The 16,620-nt window shown below is 30.2% G+C and carries 16 protein-coding genes; 11 read left to right on the top strand and 5 right to left on the bottom strand.

The genetic code is table 11. From position 1 onward, the window contains the following. Window positions 1-641: 641 nt before the first annotated feature. Window positions 642-1,007 carry an IS1/IS1595 family N-terminal zinc-binding domain-containing protein gene (locus tag ACFQ0S_RS10245; RefSeq protein ID WP_379756821.1) on the top strand — a complete coding sequence of 122 codons (366 nt, stop codon included), beginning with the start codon at window positions 642-644 and terminating at the stop codon, window positions 1,005-1,007. Next, window positions 1,004-1,588, top strand: a complete 585-nt coding sequence (locus ACFQ0S_RS10240) for a transposase (RefSeq protein WP_379756824.1) — start codon at window positions 1,004-1,006, stop codon at window positions 1,586-1,588. The genes ACFQ0S_RS10245 and ACFQ0S_RS10240 overlap by 4 nt, the downstream gene beginning before the upstream one ends. A gap of 256 nt (window positions 1,589-1,844) precedes the next feature. Here ACFQ0S_RS10240 and ACFQ0S_RS10235 read toward each other — a convergent pair whose 3' ends face one another. Beyond that, window positions 1,845-3,236, bottom strand: a complete 1,392-nt coding sequence (locus tag ACFQ0S_RS10235) for an OmpA family protein (RefSeq protein WP_379756827.1) — start codon at window positions 3,234-3,236, stop codon at window positions 1,845-1,847. Between the two features lie 400 nt (window positions 3,237-3,636). Here ACFQ0S_RS10235 and ACFQ0S_RS10230 point away from each other — a divergent pair, with 400 nt between their 5' ends. Then, entirely contained in the window at window positions 3,637-5,217 is a 1,581-nt protein-coding gene (locus ACFQ0S_RS10230) for a T9SS type A sorting domain-containing protein (protein WP_379756830.1), read from the top strand. A gap of 188 nt (window positions 5,218-5,405) precedes the next feature. Here the strand turns inward: ACFQ0S_RS10230 and ACFQ0S_RS10225 are convergent, their stop codons facing one another. The 4 genes from ACFQ0S_RS10225 to aroB all read right to left on the bottom strand — a co-directional run bounded on the left by ACFQ0S_RS10225 (window position 5,406) and on the right by aroB (window position 9,750). After that, window positions 5,406-5,831: a DNA primase gene (locus tag ACFQ0S_RS10225; RefSeq protein ID WP_379756833.1), complete on the bottom strand. Its 426-nt coding sequence runs from the start codon at window positions 5,829-5,831 to the stop codon at window positions 5,406-5,408. An 87-nt stretch (window positions 5,832-5,918) separates the two neighbouring features. Further along, window positions 5,919-6,890: a deoxyhypusine synthase family protein gene (locus tag ACFQ0S_RS10220; protein WP_379756836.1), complete on the bottom strand. Its 972-nt coding sequence runs from the start codon at window positions 6,888-6,890 to the stop codon at window positions 5,919-5,921. 101 nt (window positions 6,891-6,991) lie between these two features. Beyond that, a complete protein-coding gene (locus tag ACFQ0S_RS10215; RefSeq protein WP_379756839.1) occupies window positions 6,992-8,392 on the bottom strand; it encodes an arginine decarboxylase in 1,401 nt (466 codons plus the stop codon). A 290-nt stretch (window positions 8,393-8,682) separates the two neighbouring features. Beyond that, window positions 8,683-9,750, bottom strand: a complete 1,068-nt coding sequence (gene aroB / locus ACFQ0S_RS10210) for a 3-dehydroquinate synthase (protein WP_379756842.1) — start codon at window positions 9,748-9,750, stop codon at window positions 8,683-8,685. 131 nt (window positions 9,751-9,881) lie between these two features. Between aroB and ACFQ0S_RS10205 the strand changes: the two genes are divergently transcribed. The 8 genes from ACFQ0S_RS10205 to ACFQ0S_RS10170 are packed head-to-tail and all read left to right on the top strand — an operon-like array spanning window position 9,882 to window position 16,441. Then, window positions 9,882-10,172 carry a TIGR03643 family protein gene (locus tag ACFQ0S_RS10205; protein ID WP_379756845.1) on the top strand — a complete coding sequence of 97 codons (291 nt, stop codon included), beginning with the start codon at window positions 9,882-9,884 and terminating at the stop codon, window positions 10,170-10,172. Window positions 10,173-10,187: 15 nt separating this feature from the next. Then, the gene (locus ACFQ0S_RS10200; RefSeq protein WP_379757190.1) at window positions 10,188-10,589 is read left to right on the top strand and encodes a DUF2452 domain-containing protein; all 402 of its coding nucleotides are present in this window, start codon (window positions 10,188-10,190) and stop codon (window positions 10,587-10,589) included. A 26-nt stretch (window positions 10,590-10,615) separates the two neighbouring features. Continuing rightward, entirely contained in the window at window positions 10,616-11,254 is a 639-nt protein-coding gene (locus ACFQ0S_RS10195; protein WP_379756848.1) for a flavin reductase family protein, read from the top strand. A gap of 2 nt (window positions 11,255-11,256) precedes the next feature. Beyond that, window positions 11,257-12,750 (top strand): cryptochrome/deoxyribodipyrimidine photo-lyase family protein, encoded by a 1,494-nt coding sequence (locus ACFQ0S_RS10190; protein ID WP_379756851.1) that lies wholly within the window; start codon window positions 11,257-11,259, stop codon window positions 12,748-12,750. 6 nt (window positions 12,751-12,756) lie between these two features. Next, window positions 12,757-13,491 (top strand): YqjF family protein, encoded by a 735-nt coding sequence (locus ACFQ0S_RS10185; RefSeq protein WP_379756854.1) that lies wholly within the window; start codon window positions 12,757-12,759, stop codon window positions 13,489-13,491. Then, on the top strand, window positions 13,478-13,615 hold the full coding sequence (locus ACFQ0S_RS10180) for a DUF2256 domain-containing protein (RefSeq protein ID WP_379756857.1): 138 nt from the start codon (window positions 13,478-13,480) through the stop codon (window positions 13,613-13,615). Before ACFQ0S_RS10185 ends, ACFQ0S_RS10180 begins: the two co-directional genes overlap by 14 nt. A gap of 1 nt (window position 13,616) precedes the next feature. Beyond that, window positions 13,617-15,152, top strand: a complete 1,536-nt coding sequence (locus ACFQ0S_RS10175) for a cryptochrome/photolyase family protein (RefSeq protein WP_379756860.1) — start codon at window positions 13,617-13,619, stop codon at window positions 15,150-15,152. Next, window positions 15,149-16,441 (top strand): DASH family cryptochrome, encoded by a 1,293-nt coding sequence (locus tag ACFQ0S_RS10170; RefSeq protein ID WP_379756863.1) that lies wholly within the window; start codon window positions 15,149-15,151, stop codon window positions 16,439-16,441. Before ACFQ0S_RS10175 ends, ACFQ0S_RS10170 begins: the two co-directional genes overlap by 4 nt. The last annotated feature ends 179 nt before the right edge of the window (window positions 16,442-16,620 follow it).

Below are 16,620 nucleotides of genomic sequence, written 5' to 3'. Positions count from 1 at the left end.
GCGACTTCAAGATACTGAATTTCAGTATCTTGAGCAATATCTAATCAGTATTTTTTACTTCAAATAATTACACCCAACGGGTTTATGAAAAATTAAAAAAAAATAGAGTGTCGAACTTGTAAATCTTCAAATAATTATACTAGAAATGAACCAAAATAAGTATAGATTTGGATTAAAGATTTTTTATGGACAATTATTGAGAGCATAGATTTAATCTTAATCTGTTTCGGATTCTAATAAAGAATTTAGATTCAAGAATTTTAAGACGCTTTTGATAAAATTTATTTTGAATCAAGACATAGATGAGAAAGTTATATTATTTTTTTAAATCTTTCGCAAAGAACTTAATTTAGAAATTTGCAAGTATTTTAGGTATTTAATTCTTTATGTAAAAAAATAAGTTGGAGTTTGAAAATAATAAAAATATGAATACTTTATGCCTTGATTTAAATTTGTAATGTTGTTAAAATATTTTATCCTTCATCAACAAGTGTTTATATATGTTTTAATAATAAAAAAAAGGTTTAATAGTCAAAAATGGTTGGTAAAAATGCTGTGAAGCATTGTAAAATATGATATTCCCGAAAGTTTATTGAAATTCGTTTCAATAAACTTTTTTTATTTATGAAAAACTCAAAAAAATGCGCTGTCCAACGTGTAAAAGTCTTCAAACAATTAGATGGGGAATAAGGGAAAGCAAACAACGATTCAAGTGTAAAGATTGCGGTCAATTATTCACTTCCAGCAATAAATCTGTTTCAGATTCGAACAATGAAATTTGTTTCAAAAACTGGATAATTGGCAAAGATACATTTGATAAAATCTCACTCGAATCAGGTTACAGCAAAAGTACATTACAACGTTATTTTTCTAGAATGTTACGCAAAGCACCTGTTTTGGAATTCAGTTACACGGATAAAATTTACCTGATAATTGATGGAACTTATTTTCCTAATGATGTCTGTCTGGTAGTTTATAGAAACTTTCATTTAAGCTTTACAGGATGACCAATGGAGAACATTTTGAAGAAATTGCCGAAGACTTGCAAAACCTATTGAATTTAGGGATCAAAATAAAAAGTATCACATCCGATGGAGACAAATCATCTGTCAAAACCATCAAAAAAGTCTGTCCGAAAGTGCCTTTCCAAAGGTGTTTGGTGCATATTTCAAGAATGTGCAGAATATGGCTTACACAGAATCCAAAACATAAATCTGGTTTTGAACTCAAGCAAATAGCCGTTAAAATTCATCATATCAATTCTGAATATAAACGTCAATTATGGCTTATTGAACTTATCCAGTGGGAAGAACAATATAGAGATTTTATCAATCAAAAATCGTATAATATTGAAACGGGAAGATATTGGTACACTTATAAAATGGTCAGAAGATCATTTACCGTAATCAAGAAATATTTACCCAATATGTTCCTGTATCTGAAGGACGACAAAATACCAAACTCAACAAACTCTCTAGAATCCTTTTTCGGACACTTAAAAGGCGACTTGAATATTCATAGAGGATTAAGTTTAGCCAACAGAAAGAACTTCTTAAAATGGTATTTATATTATAAAAACCAAACGTAAAGTAGGTTTTCTTTAGCCATATCAGATTGCCGATAATTAATAAAAAAGGATAGCTAAAAAACTATCCTTTTAATTATCGTATAATCATCAAACTTATTGCTGGTTGGTTGCTCCTCAGCAGAGCCAACTTCCTCTTCAGTTTGATGTTGAAATATAAGCAATCTAAAATGAAAATTCACCAACCATTTTTGACCACATTACCAAAAAAAAACTCTGATTTTTTATAATCAGAGTTTTTTTTAATTAGTTAAGTTTATTATTTAATTTGAAAAACAACTTTCCTAACTAATCTTCTCGCTTCTGGAGATTTAGCATCCACTGATTTATCAATTCCTCTATCAGTACCTGCTCCAGGTATAATATTTAGTCTATAAGGATTTACTCCAGACTTTATTAATATATCTTTTACAGCCTTAGATCTTTTATTTGCCAATTTAATGTTATAATCACTGTTTCCAATTTCATCAGCATATCCAATAATATCTACTGTTGAAGTTGGGTTTGATCTCAAATAAGTTAAAATAAATCCAATACCGTCAGATGACATATCTGTAGGTTTTGAAGCATTAAATTCAAAATATGCCGCAACATAACCTTTATTAACTAAATCTTTAATTAATTCAGATTTTGATTCAGATTTAGCTCCTTCAAGAATTGTGTTAGTTTCTGTTTTGTCTGAATAATTATTAGCTAAATACTTTTCTAACTCATCAGGAACACCATTTTTGTTAGTGTCAACCATTCTTCCTTTAGTGTCAACCGCAACGCCTGCAATAGAGTTATTTTCAACATCTAAATAGTCAGGAACACCATCTTTATCACTATCATCCATTAATTTTTCTATATCACCCACTTTTTTATCAAGAGCTTCTACAGCTAGCATTTCTTTAGTAACAATATTTGCCCAGTCTCCGTGCATTTTATTTTCTCCAAATGAGTAGGTTAGACCAATAGTTGCAGAAGCCATTTGTCCGTAAAGATTGTTTTCTGTTGCAGAATAATTACCATCCCAAGCATAGTTTTGTCTAAAGTTATAAAGAACGCTATAATCAGCTATAATAGAGAAATTTTTAAAAACTCTAAATTCTGGGGATAATCCAAAAACAATCCCGCCATCATCTTCTGTACTGTTGTATTTTGGTAATGTTTCAAGTTTTGGCGTTCGTTGGCTCAAATGCAAACCTCCATGAACAAGAAAATTAAATCTTCCTAATTCATTTTCTATGTCAAATAGTCTCGCTGCATTAACAACCCCTTGAATTGAAACTCGATACTGTTGAGTTTTAAATGGTAGACTTTTGTTATCATCACTAGGATCTGACACAGGATTTTTTAACAAATCGGAGCTAAAATCTAATTTTAGTCCGAATTTAGGACTGAACATATATCTAACACCAGCACTATAAGAATTGAAACCAAGTGTTCCTAGATAATCATTTGAATTGCTGCCAAAATAACCGTCGTTGTATGGTTTTATTCCTTTACTTCTACCAGCACTTACTTCGACAGTCCATCTATTGAAGGTGTTGCTTTTTATAGTTGCATCGTTTGTCTCTTTTTTTGGAGTTTCTTTTTTTACTTTATTCTGTGCAATAGTAGTTGTTATTGCTAATAAAGAAATTGATAGTAATAGTAAACTTTTTTTCATAATTGTTTTGAATATTTAAGCTCGTAAAAGTTTGAATTTAACATATAATTTGCAAATATAACATTTTAGTTTAAAAATTCAATTTTTTGAGCTATATTTATAATTATTAACATATTATTAATTTATCATTGATATTTAGATAATAAATTAATTTTTTGAATTTAATTTCAATTATTTCAGTAATATAACAGTTTTTAACTAATTTAAGGGTGTAGTGATTGACTCTTTAAATGTCTTTTTTTAATATTTTGTCATTATAATTTGTAATTTTTCGTTCTAATAATTTTTTGTAATTAGTTAATTAACCTTTTTGTATAAAATTTTCAACATCAAATTTTATTGTAAAGATAAAAGTATTGTTATATTTGCAACATTATTAATTTAATCTTATAAAATAATTATGAAAAAACTATTACTATTAACAATAATGCTTGCTTTGACAAATTTATCTTACGGTCAGGTTGCATTAGCAAACGAATCTTTTGATGGTGAAGTGTTTCCTCCTACTGGTTGGACTGTTCAAAACACTAACGCTACAAATAATTGGGATACTGACGGGAGTTCAGCTTTTGTAAATTGGATTGATGAAGTTCAAGACGAATCTCTTATCACACCATCTTTTAGTCTTGTGGGTTATTCATCTGCTTTCTTAAATGTTACTCTTAGTCTTGGGCTTGAATTTATGGTAACTCCAAATCCAAACGGAGATTTTTTAATTAGTGTCTCAAAAGATGGCGGAACCACATGGAACCAAATATGGGTTGAAGAAGATTACGGAGTTTATGTAGACTACGAGGAACTTTTATTGCATCTTAATCTAGCTGATTTTGTTGGTGAATCTGATGTAAAAGTTAAATTCCAATATGTAGCTCAAGATGCTGATGTTGTGTCTATGGATGATGTGAGTATTACAGGTTGTAAGACTACAGATGAAATAGGTTTGACAGAAGCAGTTACTGATAACGCAGCTTCCTTTATTTGGACAGATTCATCAGATAATTATGACGTAGAGCTAGGTGATGAAGGTTTTGTTCAAGGTAACGGAACTGTCACAAATGTTAGTGATGCTACTATTAGTTATACAACATTAACTTCAGGAACAGGTTATTCTTTTTATATTAAAGCAAATTGTGGTGGAACTTCGAATAGTGGTTGGCAAGGGCCTTACACTTTTTATACTACTTTATCTACACCAGCTGATTTAGATTATGAGTATGGTTTTGAAACAGCTACATTAGGTTCTGGTGGATGGTCAGCTCCAGTTTCTACTGTTGATAACACTGAAGTTTGGGATATTTCAGACGTTACTGGTAGTGAAGAACTTGCACAAGACGGGAGTGCAATTGCATCTTGTTTTGGTACTGAAGGTATAGCAACTAATTCTTGGTTGTATTCTAGAGGTTTAAATTTGGTAGAGGGTACTACAGTTACAATTAAATATTATGTGAGGGAGTTTAAACTTACTGGTAATGGAGGAGTAAGTAATTTAGTAGTTAGTATAGGAACAGATAAAACGATAGCTGCTCAAACTACAATTATCGGTACTAATAACAATATTGGCGCCGCTACAGACGCTGAAGATGCATATGTATTACAATCATATACTTTTAATGTTCCTTCAACTGGGGTTTATTATTTAGGTTTTAATTGTACTAGTGCAGCTCAAACTGCAACTAATAATGGTGCGCTTCTTTTAGATGGTGTTTCTGTTACTATTCCTTTATCAAGAGAAGATTTCTTATCTAGTAGTTTTGAAGTGTATCCAAGTCCAGCATCAGATATTATTACTGTTTCAAATAATAATAACGTTTCAGTAAATAGTATAAGTATAGTTGATTTAAACGGAAGAGTTTTAAATCAGTCTAAATTCAATAATCAATCTAAAGTTCAAATAAATATTTCTAATTTATCTGCTGGTATTTATATGATGAATATTAATACAGTTAACGGTATAGCGACTAAAAAAATAATTAAGAAATAATAAATAGTTTTATTTAATTTTTTAACCGCTTCAAATTTAAAATTTGAAGCGGTTTTTTATTAAAAGGGTATTGTTAATTAATGTTATAAATGATTAAATATACGTTTAAAATAATGATTTCAAATAAAAAACAGTTGCTAGAAATTTCTAACAACTGTTTTTTTATAAAATCTAATTTAATCTAAAATCTAATCTTCGTCTTCATCGTCTTCATCAACGATATTTTCTAGGTTATCAATATCCTCATCGTCATCGTCATCATCTTCTTCATTACTTGAATCGTCAGAGTCTTTTGTTAAATCATTCTCTTCTTCATCATCGTCATCAGAAACATCATCATCTAAATCAATTCCTTTTATCACATCAATTGGTTCAACAATATCATCAATATCATCGTCTTCATCAAATTTTTCTAATCTGCTGGCTAGTTTTGTACTCACTTTTACTAAGTAAATTGTATCGTCTGTTCTAACTTCAACTGCTTCAATAAGTTCGTTTTGAGCATTTCTAAATCGTATTATATTTGAGTCATCATATCCGTCAGGAAAACGTTCCACAAGAAGGGTTAGGATTTCGTTTGTAAGTTTTGAATAATCAACAATAATTCTTTTCATATGTAGGTAATATTTGTTTTTTATAGGAATATGGTATCGACATTCTTCATTTATGTTTGCGATTTGGAATCATGTCGATTTCATAAATTATAAATCTAGTAAGTAAGCAAAAATTAATGGCGCTACAATAGTAGCATCCGATTCAATTATAAATTTCGGGGTTTTAATATCTAATTTTCCCCAAGTAATTTTTTCATTGGGTACAGCTCCAGAATAAGAGCCATAACTGGTTGTTGAGTCTGAAATCTGACAGAAATAACTCCAAAAAGGAACATCATGCATTTCCATATCCTGATACAACATTGGTACAACACAAATTGGGAAATCACCTGCTATTCCACCTCCTATTTGAAAAAAACCAACCCCGTTCTTACTGTTTTTTGGATACCAATCAGCTAAAAAGGTCATATATTCTATTCCAGATTTCATAGTAGATGCTTTTAGGTCGCCTTTAATAACATAAGAAGCAAATATATTTCCCATTGTACTATCTTCCCAACCAGGAACAATAATAGGTAAGTTTTTCTCTGCGGCAGCATACATCCAACTGTCTTTTAAATCAATTTCATAATATTCTTCTAAAACACCAGATAATAGCATTTTATACATGAACTCATGAGGAAAATAGCGTTCGCCTTTGTCATCAGCATCTTTCCAGATTTTATAAATGTGTTTTTGCAAGCGTCTGAAAGCTTCGTGCTCTGGAATGCAAGTGTCAGTAACACGATTCAAACCTCTCTCTAATAAGTCCCATTCTTCCTGTGGAGTTAAATCGCGGTAATGCGGTACTCGCTCATAATGAGAATGAGCAACTAAATTCATGATGTCTTCCTCAAGATTGGCTCCTGTACATGAGATAATTTGAACTTTATCTTTACGGATAAACTCAGCAAATATTTTTCCGATTTCTGCAGTACTCATTGCTCCAGCTAAAGTTACCATCATTTTAGCGCCATTGGCTAATTGTTGTTCATAACCTTTAGCTGCATCAACCAAAGCTGCAGAGTTGAAATGCAAGTAATGTTTTTCTATAAATTGACTGATAGGTCCTTTACTCATTTTGTGTTTTTTTTAATCTCTTTAAACAATTTTTGAGATTTTTTTCTTGATTTATTTACACTCCAAAGAAAATCTTTTTTTTTGAATTTGCAAACAGTAAATTATTTTTTATTATACCCTAAAATAGTTAAAACTTGCTCTGATGTTTGTTGTTCTGAAAAGACTTCTGTAGCTAAGATTCCGTTTTTATCTCGATCAATTAAAATGTGCTTAGGCTCAGGGATTAAGCAGTGATGCAATCCTCCATAACCACCTATAGTTTCTTGATAAGCTCCGGTGTTAAAGAATCCTATGTACAAAGGTTTTTCTTTGTTGTATTTAGGTAAATAAATAGCATTCATGTTTTGTTCAGAGTTGTAATAATCGTCACTATCACAAGTCATTCCTCCTAATAAAACTCTCTCATAAGTGTCGTTCCAACGGTTTACAGCTAGCATTATAAAGCGTTTGTTTATAGCCCAAGTATCAGGTAAAGTTGTTATGAATGAAGAATCAATCATATTCCATTTTTCTCTATCATTTTGTTGCTTTTGATATAGGATTTGATAAATGGCACCTCCACTTTCTCCTACAGTAAACGATCCAAATTCAGTAAAAATATTAGGAACATCAACTTCGGCTTCATCGCAAGCAATTTTAATTTGATTGATAATTTCGTCTATCATATATTGATAGTCATACTCGAAAGCTAAAGAGTTTTTTATAGGAAAACCACCTCCAATGTTCAATCCGTCAAGTGAAGGACATTCTTTTTTTAGTGCCACATATACTTTTATACATTTTACTAATTCGTTCCAATAGTAGGCATTGTCGTTGATACCTGTATTGATAAAAAAGTGCAACATTTTGAGTTCCAATTTTTTATTTTCTTGAATTTGTTTTTTGTAAAACTGAACGATGTTTTTATAACCTATTCCTAAACGCGAGGTATAAAATTCAAATTTGGGCTCTTCCTCAGCAGCAATTCGAATTCCAATTTTAAATTTTCCTTTTATTTGGGCCTGAAGCAAATCGAGTTCTTCATAATTATCAATAATTGGAATAGCATTTTTATGACCGTTATTTACCAAACGAGCTATGTTTTCTATGTATTGGTCTCTTTTAAAGCCATTACAAATGATATACGTGCTTTTGTTTATTTTTCCATTTTCTAAAAGGTTCTCAACTATGTTTATATCAAATGCAGAAGAGGTTTCAATATGAATATTATTTTTGAATGCTTCATTCATAACATACTCAAAATGAGAACTTTTTGTACAATAACAATAGTAGTACTTACCTTCATATTTGTTAGTGTCCATAGCTTTTCGAAACCAACTTTTAGCTCTATTGATGTTGTTTGAAATTTGAGGTAGATAAGTAAACTTTAATGGCGTTCCGTATTGTTCTACCAATTTCATCAAGTCTATGTTGTGAAACTGTAAATTGTCTTTGTTTAAAGTAAATTCGTCCTGAGGGAAATAATAGGTTTGATTGATAAGGTCAAAATATCTTGTATTCATTATGGTGTAAAAGTTTAAGATTAAAAATAATTAAAAAATTATGTTAATCTCTTTTCAAACCCTAATGTTTGCATATATAATTTGGAGTTTTTCAGTATAAAAATTTGAATAATGAAAAACATCAAAATTTAAAATTCCTTTAATTGCAAATGCATTCCTCAATTTGACTATGGTTGAAGAAACAGTGTTATTAACAAAGAAAGAAAATTTCTGGTTGTTTTTATTTTTATTCATTAGCGCAAATATAAAAAATAAAATATTTTGTTAGTACCCTTTAGATTAAAAAATCGTTAAGATTTATAATCTTCAAAAGCTTTTTCAATTAACTGATTTTCAACTTCTTGATTTATTTTGATTTTCCCAATTCCGTCAAGCAAAGCAAATTGTATCGACCCATACTCATTTTTCTTATCATGAATCAGTAATTCTATGATGGGTTTCAAATCATTTTCTTCAAATTGAATATCCTCAAAAATTGATTTGATAGTACTTTTAATCTGAAGATAATCGGCTGTAGTAATTAAATTTTTTTCTTTAGAAATATAACTTTCAAGTATCATACCTGCTGCAATTGCTTCACCATGTAATAAAGTTGTTTTATTTTCGCTTTCCAGAAAATAGCTTTCAACTGCATGACCTAAAGTATGTCCAAAATTTAATGCTTTTCTAATATTTTTCTCGGTTGGATCTTGAATGACAATTTCATTTTTAATCGACACAGACCTAAATATAAAACCATCAAAATCGGCAAAGTCTATACTTTTTAAATCAAGAAATTTTTCCCATTCATTTTTGTCATAAATCAATCCATGTTTAAGCATTTCTGCAAGACCCGATCGCATTTCGTTTTTGGGTAAAGTTTCTAAATATTTAGTGTCAATAAGAACCATTTTCGGGACATTTATAACTCCGATTTGGTTTTTTAAATTCCCTAAATCGACACCGTTTTTCCCTCCAACAGATGCATCTACCATAGCAAGTAACGTTGTTGGAATATTTATAAAATCGACTCCTCGTTTAAATGTTGATGCAACAAATCCACCTAAATCAGTTACAACCCCACCACCAAGATTTATAATTAGTGTTTTTCTATCAGCGCCAAGTTCTGTCAAAACATTCCAAATTTGGATACAAGTTTCAATGTTTTTGTGGGCTTCACCAGCATCAAACTCGATGATTTCAATTGTAAGATTAGTTTCAAGATAACCAAGAAACTGTGGCAAACACAATTCGTTTGTTTTGCTATCAACAATAATAAATAAGTTAGAATATTTATTTTCTTTAAGGTGAAGATTTAAAAAATCATATCCTTGTTCGTTAAAATAAATAGGATAACCGTTGGCTTGAATCGATTTCATAATTGTATTTAAAATAGTGATGCAAAATAAGCGATTTTTTTCTAATAATTCATCAAGATTTGTCTTTCTAAATTATTGAATATAGTATTTATTTGTTTAACTTTGCATCAATTATATTAAACAAAATATAAATGGAAATTTTAAATAGTAATAATTTTACAATCGCACAAATTGATCGAATCATTGAAATGGCCTGGGAAGATCGAACGCCATTTGATGCAATTAAATTTCAGTTTGGTTTAACTGAGTCCGATGTAAAAGCATTAATGAAAAAAGAATTAAAATTTAAAAGTTATATTTTGTGGCGTGAACGTGTAGAAAACTGCAAAACTAAACATGTTGCCAAACGTGTAGAGGGAATAGATCGATTTAAATGTAATTTACAGCGTTCAATTACAAATAACAAAATTTCTAAAAGATAAAATACCTAATTAATGATAAAAAAGGACAAACCAGATAATGTAGTTTTTTCTGAAGAAAAAGGATACAATGCAAATTTACTTTCTTATTCAACTAATGTAGGAGCGCCGGCCATTATTATGGATGACGTTGTAGGATGGAAAAGCAGAGGAATTAGTAATGTAAACAAAGAGTTTGAAAATAAGTTTAATGAACTTAAAATGCAATACCAAGATTTAATGAAAGAATACGAATGGAACGAATTGGTTTACAATGCTAGATTTTCATTTGAGCCTGTTATTGGCGAAACATATCATTTGTATTTTGGAGACGATGGCGTCTATTTTTTATCATTAATCGCTCCAGAAGAGTGGAATAAAGAACATGTTGGAACTTTTAAATTAAATAGCAACAAAAAGTGGGTTATAATAGAAAAATAATTTTACCTGTAATCAAATAAAATTTCATGAAAAAATATATCACTTCAGATGCTTTAATGGCTATGGAAAAGCAAGAACGTGTCCATTTCATAAATAGTTTAGGTGGGTTTAAAAGCGTTTCCTTAGTAGGAACTTCAGATAAAAGTGGAAATACTAATTTAGGAATTTTTAGCTCATTTTTTCACATAGGAGCACAACCTCCACTAATAGGAATGATATTTCGTCCAAGTCCGCCAGAGCGTGATACTTTGCGAAATATTATAGATACCGGTTTTTATACTGTAAATCACATTAACGAAAATATTTACAAGCAAGCCCATCAAACTTCTGCAAGATATGATGCATCAATTTCTGAATTTGATGCAACAACTTTAACAAAGGAATACAAGAATAATTTTTTAGCTCCTTTTGTAGCTGAAAGTAATATTCAGTTAGGAGTTGAATTTAAAGAAAAGATTGATATTTCTATTAATAATACATTGATGGTTATTGGTGAAATTGTACAAATTTATATTCCAGAAAATTGTTTTTACGAAGATGGTTTTATCGATTTAGAAAAAGCCAATACAATTACCTGCTCAGGTTTAGATAGTTATCACAAAACGATACAATTAGACCGTCTAAGTTATGCAAAACCAGATAAAGAGTTAATATCCATTAAATAAAATTGACAAGAAAACCCATAAATATAGTTTGGTTCAAACGTGATTTACGTTTTACAGATCACGAACCGCTTTTTATGGCACAACAAGAAAATATTCCTGTACTTTTAATTTATTTTTTTGAACCTTCAGTAATGGCTTACGACGATTCAGATATTCGGCACTGGCGTTTTATATATGAATCGTTACAGGATATGCAATTAAAATTGAATTCTTTTTCTTCCAGAATTTACTTTTTTCATCAAGAAGTTGAGTTTGTTTTTAAGGAATTAATTAATGTTTATGATATTCAAAATGTTTTTTCGCATCAAGAAATTGGTAACAAAGTTACTTATGATCGAGATATACAAATGCAACATTTATTTGATAAAAATGCAATTTTTTGGAAGCAATTCCAAATGCATGGTGTTATCCGAAAACTAAAATCCAGGAGTGATTGGGACAAGCGATGGGAAAATGTAATGCGAGACATTCCTAAAACTATCGAACTTAAAAATTTAAAAATAGAAAGTTTAGAAACTAATTTTTATGAAAATTTAAGAGGAAAAGAACTTTCAAAAGAAATTACAAATCACAATAAAAATTTTCAGCAAGGCGGCGAAAATTTTGCATGGCGCTATTTAGATAGTTTTGTCAAAGAACGTTATGTTAATTATAGCAAACACATTTCAAAACCCAGTTTAAGCCGCAAAGGTTGCAGTCGTTTATCGCCCTATTTAACATATGGAAACATCAGTATGCGAATGATTTACCAATATACTAATCAATATTACGAAAGTTCAAAAAATAAGCGCGCCATTCTAAATTTTGTTTCTCGTTTGCATTGGCATTGTCATTTTATTCAAAAATTTGAAGATGAATGTCGTATGGAATTTGAAAATGTAAATCGAGCATATGATATTTTACAAAAACCCAAAAACGAAATTTATATACAAGCTTGGCAAGAAGGAAAAACAGGAATTCCTATAGTTGATGCTTGTATGAGATGTGTGGTTTCAACAGGCTATCTTAATTTTCGGATGCGAGCTATGGTAGTTTCGTTTTTTACATTCAATTTATGGCAGGATTGGCGTGAATTACACTTCTTAGCGCGTCAATTTTTAGACTACGAACCCGGAATTCATTACCCACAATTACAAATGCAAGCTGGCACTACAGGAATTAATACGATTCGGATTTATAACCCTATTAAAAACTCTGAAGAACACGATTCTGAAGGTGTATTTATCAAAACATGGTTGCCAGAATTAAGCGAAATCCCTATAAATTTAATTCACGAACCTTGGAAAATGAATGCAATTGAACAACAATTTTATAACTGTGAAATAGGAAAAGATTACCCTTTTCCAATTGTTAATATTGATGAAACAAGAAAAAAAGCTAGTGATATTGTATGGAGTTTTAGAAAAAAGGATGAAGTAAAAGAAGAAGGGCAACGAATTTTGAAAAAGCATGTGAGCAATCCGAATCGAAATTTAAAATCAAAAAAGAAAATATAATTTAGTATGGCAGTATTTCTAAAAGCAAATTGGGAACACATTATCATGGTTAACTATGAAATTGACCCACAAATTTTATTGCCTTTTTTGCCAAATGATGTCGAGCTGGACTTGTTTAACGGAAAATGTTACATCAGTTTGGTTGGCTTTATGTTCAAAAACACTAAATTATTCAATATACCAATTCCGTATTTTGGCACATTTGAAGAAATTAATTTACGTTTTTATGTTAAGAGAAAAGAAGGAAATCAAATAAAGCGGGGTGTAGTATTTATAAATGAAACAATTCCTTACAAAATCGTAGCTTGGATGGCAAACAAACTATATAAAGAGCATTATACTGTTGTGCCAACAAAACATGAATTACAAATTAATAATGCAGCCCAAAGCATTAAATTCGAATGGTTTTTAGATAAAAGATGGAATAGTATTTATGTTACCTCAGAATTAAAATCGAATAGGATGAAAAACGAAAGTTTAGAAAAATTCATATACGAACACTATTATGGCTACACTAAAATTGATGAAAATAATACCGAAGAATACCAATTGCAACATCCTAGTTGGAATATTCATAAAGTATTAAATTATACTGTTGATTGTGATTTTGAAACGATGTACGGACAACCCTTTTCTATTTTAAATCAAACTCAACCAACAGCCGTTTTCATTGCAGAAGGTTCTTTAGTAAAAGTGAATTGGAAAAGAACAAAATTACAATTTAGTGATGAAGGGAATTAAAAAACAAAATTTACCATCTAAGATATGTGTAGTCTGTAACAAACCCTTTTCATGGCGAAAAAAGTGGGAAAAAGTTTGGGACGAAGTAAAATATTGCAGTGATAAATGCAGAAATAATAAATAAAATGACCAAAACATTACGACTCATTCTTGGCGATCAACTCAATAGCAACCATTCATGGTATAAAACCATTGATGATTCTGTTACTTATGTAATGATGGAAATACGAACAGAAACGGATTACGCATCACATCACATTCAAAAAGTAGTTGGTTTTTTTGCTGCAATGCAATCTTTTTACAATGAACTAATAAGTAAAAAACACAATGTAATTTATATAAGTATAAATGATGAAGATAATTTACAATCGTTTGATAAAAATATTAAACAGTTAATTTCGAAATATAATTTTTTAAACTTTGAGTATCAATTGCCTGATGAATTTCGTGTCGATGAACATTTAAAAAATTTGTGTAAATCACTTTCAATAACAAATTCATTTGTAGATTCTGAACATTTTTTTACCTCCAGAAATGAACTTGGAAGTTTCTTTGAAGGCAAAAAAACCTTTTTACTAGAAAGTTTTTATCGAGCACTCCGAAAAAAAAATAGTGTTTTAATGGAGGGCGACAAACCACTAACAGGACAATGGAATTATGATGGTGATAATCGAAAAAAATTACCAAAAGATCACCAACCAATTACTCCTCTTGTTTTTAATAATAACGTTTCAAAAATTGTTCAAGAAATTAAAAAAACCAACATTAAAACCATTGGCACAATTGATGAAAATAATTTTGTTTGGCCAATAAATCGTCAGCAATCATTACAATTAGTAGAATTTTTTGTTACTGAATGTCTGCATTTATTCGGGAGTTATCAAGATGCTATGGCGCCAAATGAATGGTCTTTGTATCATTCAAGAATTTCATTTTCTATGAATGTTAAAATGATTTCTCCTCAAGAAGTAATTGAACGTGCAATTGAAGAATGGAAGATAAGACCAACTGAAATAGAGTTCAATCAACTCGAAGGTTTTGTTCGTCAAATAATTGGTTGGCGAGAATACATGCGAGGAATATATTGGCTCAAAATGCCAGAATATGCAACAATGAATTTCTTAAACAATCAAGAAAAATTGCCTGATTGGTTTTGGACAGGAAAAACCAAAATGAATTGCATGAAAGATGCCATTAATCAATCCTTAAACTATGCTTATGCACACCATATTCAACGATTAATGATTACTGGTAATTTTGCTTTGTTGGCTGGAATTGATCCCGATGAAATTGATGCATGGTATCTCGGAATATATATTGATGCTATTGAATGGGTTGAAATCACTAATACTCGTGGTATGAGTCAGTTTGCTGATGGGGGAATTGTGGGAACAAAACCATATGTAAGTTCTGCATCCTATATTGATAAAATGAGTCATTATTGCGGTACTTGTTTCTATAAGAAAGCATTAAAAACAGGAGAAAAATCATGTCCTTTTAATAGTTTGTATTGGAATTTTTATGATAGAAACGAAGCTAAATTAGCTAAAAACCCTAGAATTGGAATGATGTACAACGTTTGGCGAAAAATGAAGCCCGACGATAAAACAGCTCTATTACAACAAGCCGATTATTATTTAAAACATATAAATGAATTATGAAAACCGCTATTGTTTGGTTTAAAACAGATTTAAGACTAGAAGACAATGAAACTTTAGTGAAGGCTATAGCTCAAAGTGATCAAATAATTCCATTGTACTGTTTTGATGATTCACAATTTACAACAACTTCCTATGGATTTAAAAAAACAGGAAGTTTTAGAGCCCAATTTTTATTAGAGTCATCGCAAGATTTAGATAACAATTTAAGACAATTAGGTTCTGGTCTCATCATTGTAAAAGGAAAACCAGAAGTCGAAATTGCGAAAATTGCGCAACAATATAAAGCCTTTAAAGTTTTTGCAAAGCGAGAAGTAGCTTATGAAGAAAAAAATACAGAACGTTTGGTTCAGAATGAACTTTTTAAAATGCGATGCGAATTAGAAACGTTCAGCACGAGCACGTTATATCATGCCGAAGATTTACCATTTTCTATCAAAGACATACCTGATGTATTTACTAACTTCAGAAAAAAAATAGAAAAAGAATCATCAATAAGAACTATTTTCGATAAGCCTTTACTGATAAACTCACCTCAAATTCCAGAGGCAGCGTTTCCTAAATTAAATGATTTAGATTTAAAATTTCAAGCAATCGATTCTAGAGCTGCAATGCATTTTAAAGGTGGCGAAACAGAAGCAAGTAAACGATTAAATTATTATTTTTTTCAAACAAAAAAAATCTCTACTTATAAAGAGACTAGAAACGGTTTGGTTGGCGCAGATTATTCTTCCAAATTTTCAGCTTGGTTGGCTTTAGGTTGTATTTCTCCTCGATTTATTTATCATGAGTTGAAGAAATACGAATCAAATTTTGGCGCAAACGAATCAACCTATTGGTTAATTTTTGAGTTACTATGGAGAGATTTTTTTCGGTTTATGTTTAAGAAACACCAATCTAAAATGTTTCAAGCATCAGGAATTAACTCAGAAAAAGAAATTCCAAAAGCAGTTAGTGAAAAATTGCTAAAAAATTGGGTAAGCGGAAATACAAATGTTGATTTTATAGATGCTAACATGATTGAGCTAAAACTAACAGGATTTATGAGCAATCGAGGGAGACAAAACGTAGCAAGTTATTTATGTAACGATTTAAAACTCGATTGGCGTTACGGAGCTAGTTATTTCGAACAACAATTAATTGATTATGATGAATGTAGTAATTGGGGAAATTGGGCCTACATTGCTGGTGTTGGTAATGACCCAAGAGCAAACAGGTACTTTGATATTCAAAAACAAGCGGTCGTCTACGATAAAGATAAATCCTATAGAAATTTATGGTTAAATAGTTAATCCTTAAAAGCAATGGTATGAAAATTTTTTATCTCGAAACAATGATTATATAGGAATACGTTTGTATTGGTATTTGATGATTTCATTTCGTTTTTTTATTTTGACAGAATGATAAAAGAAATAGCGAAATCTAAATAAACATTATCCTATTCATATTATATTTGTATTGATTGTACAAA

Origin of the sequence: Flavobacterium myungsuense, from assembly GCF_042677265.1 — a bacterium.
Taxonomy (GTDB): Bacteria; Bacteroidota; Bacteroidia; order Flavobacteriales; family Flavobacteriaceae; genus Flavobacterium; species Flavobacterium myungsuense.
Note: the sequence above shows the minus strand (reverse complement) of the source record. Positions and strands in the feature narration are given on the sequence as shown.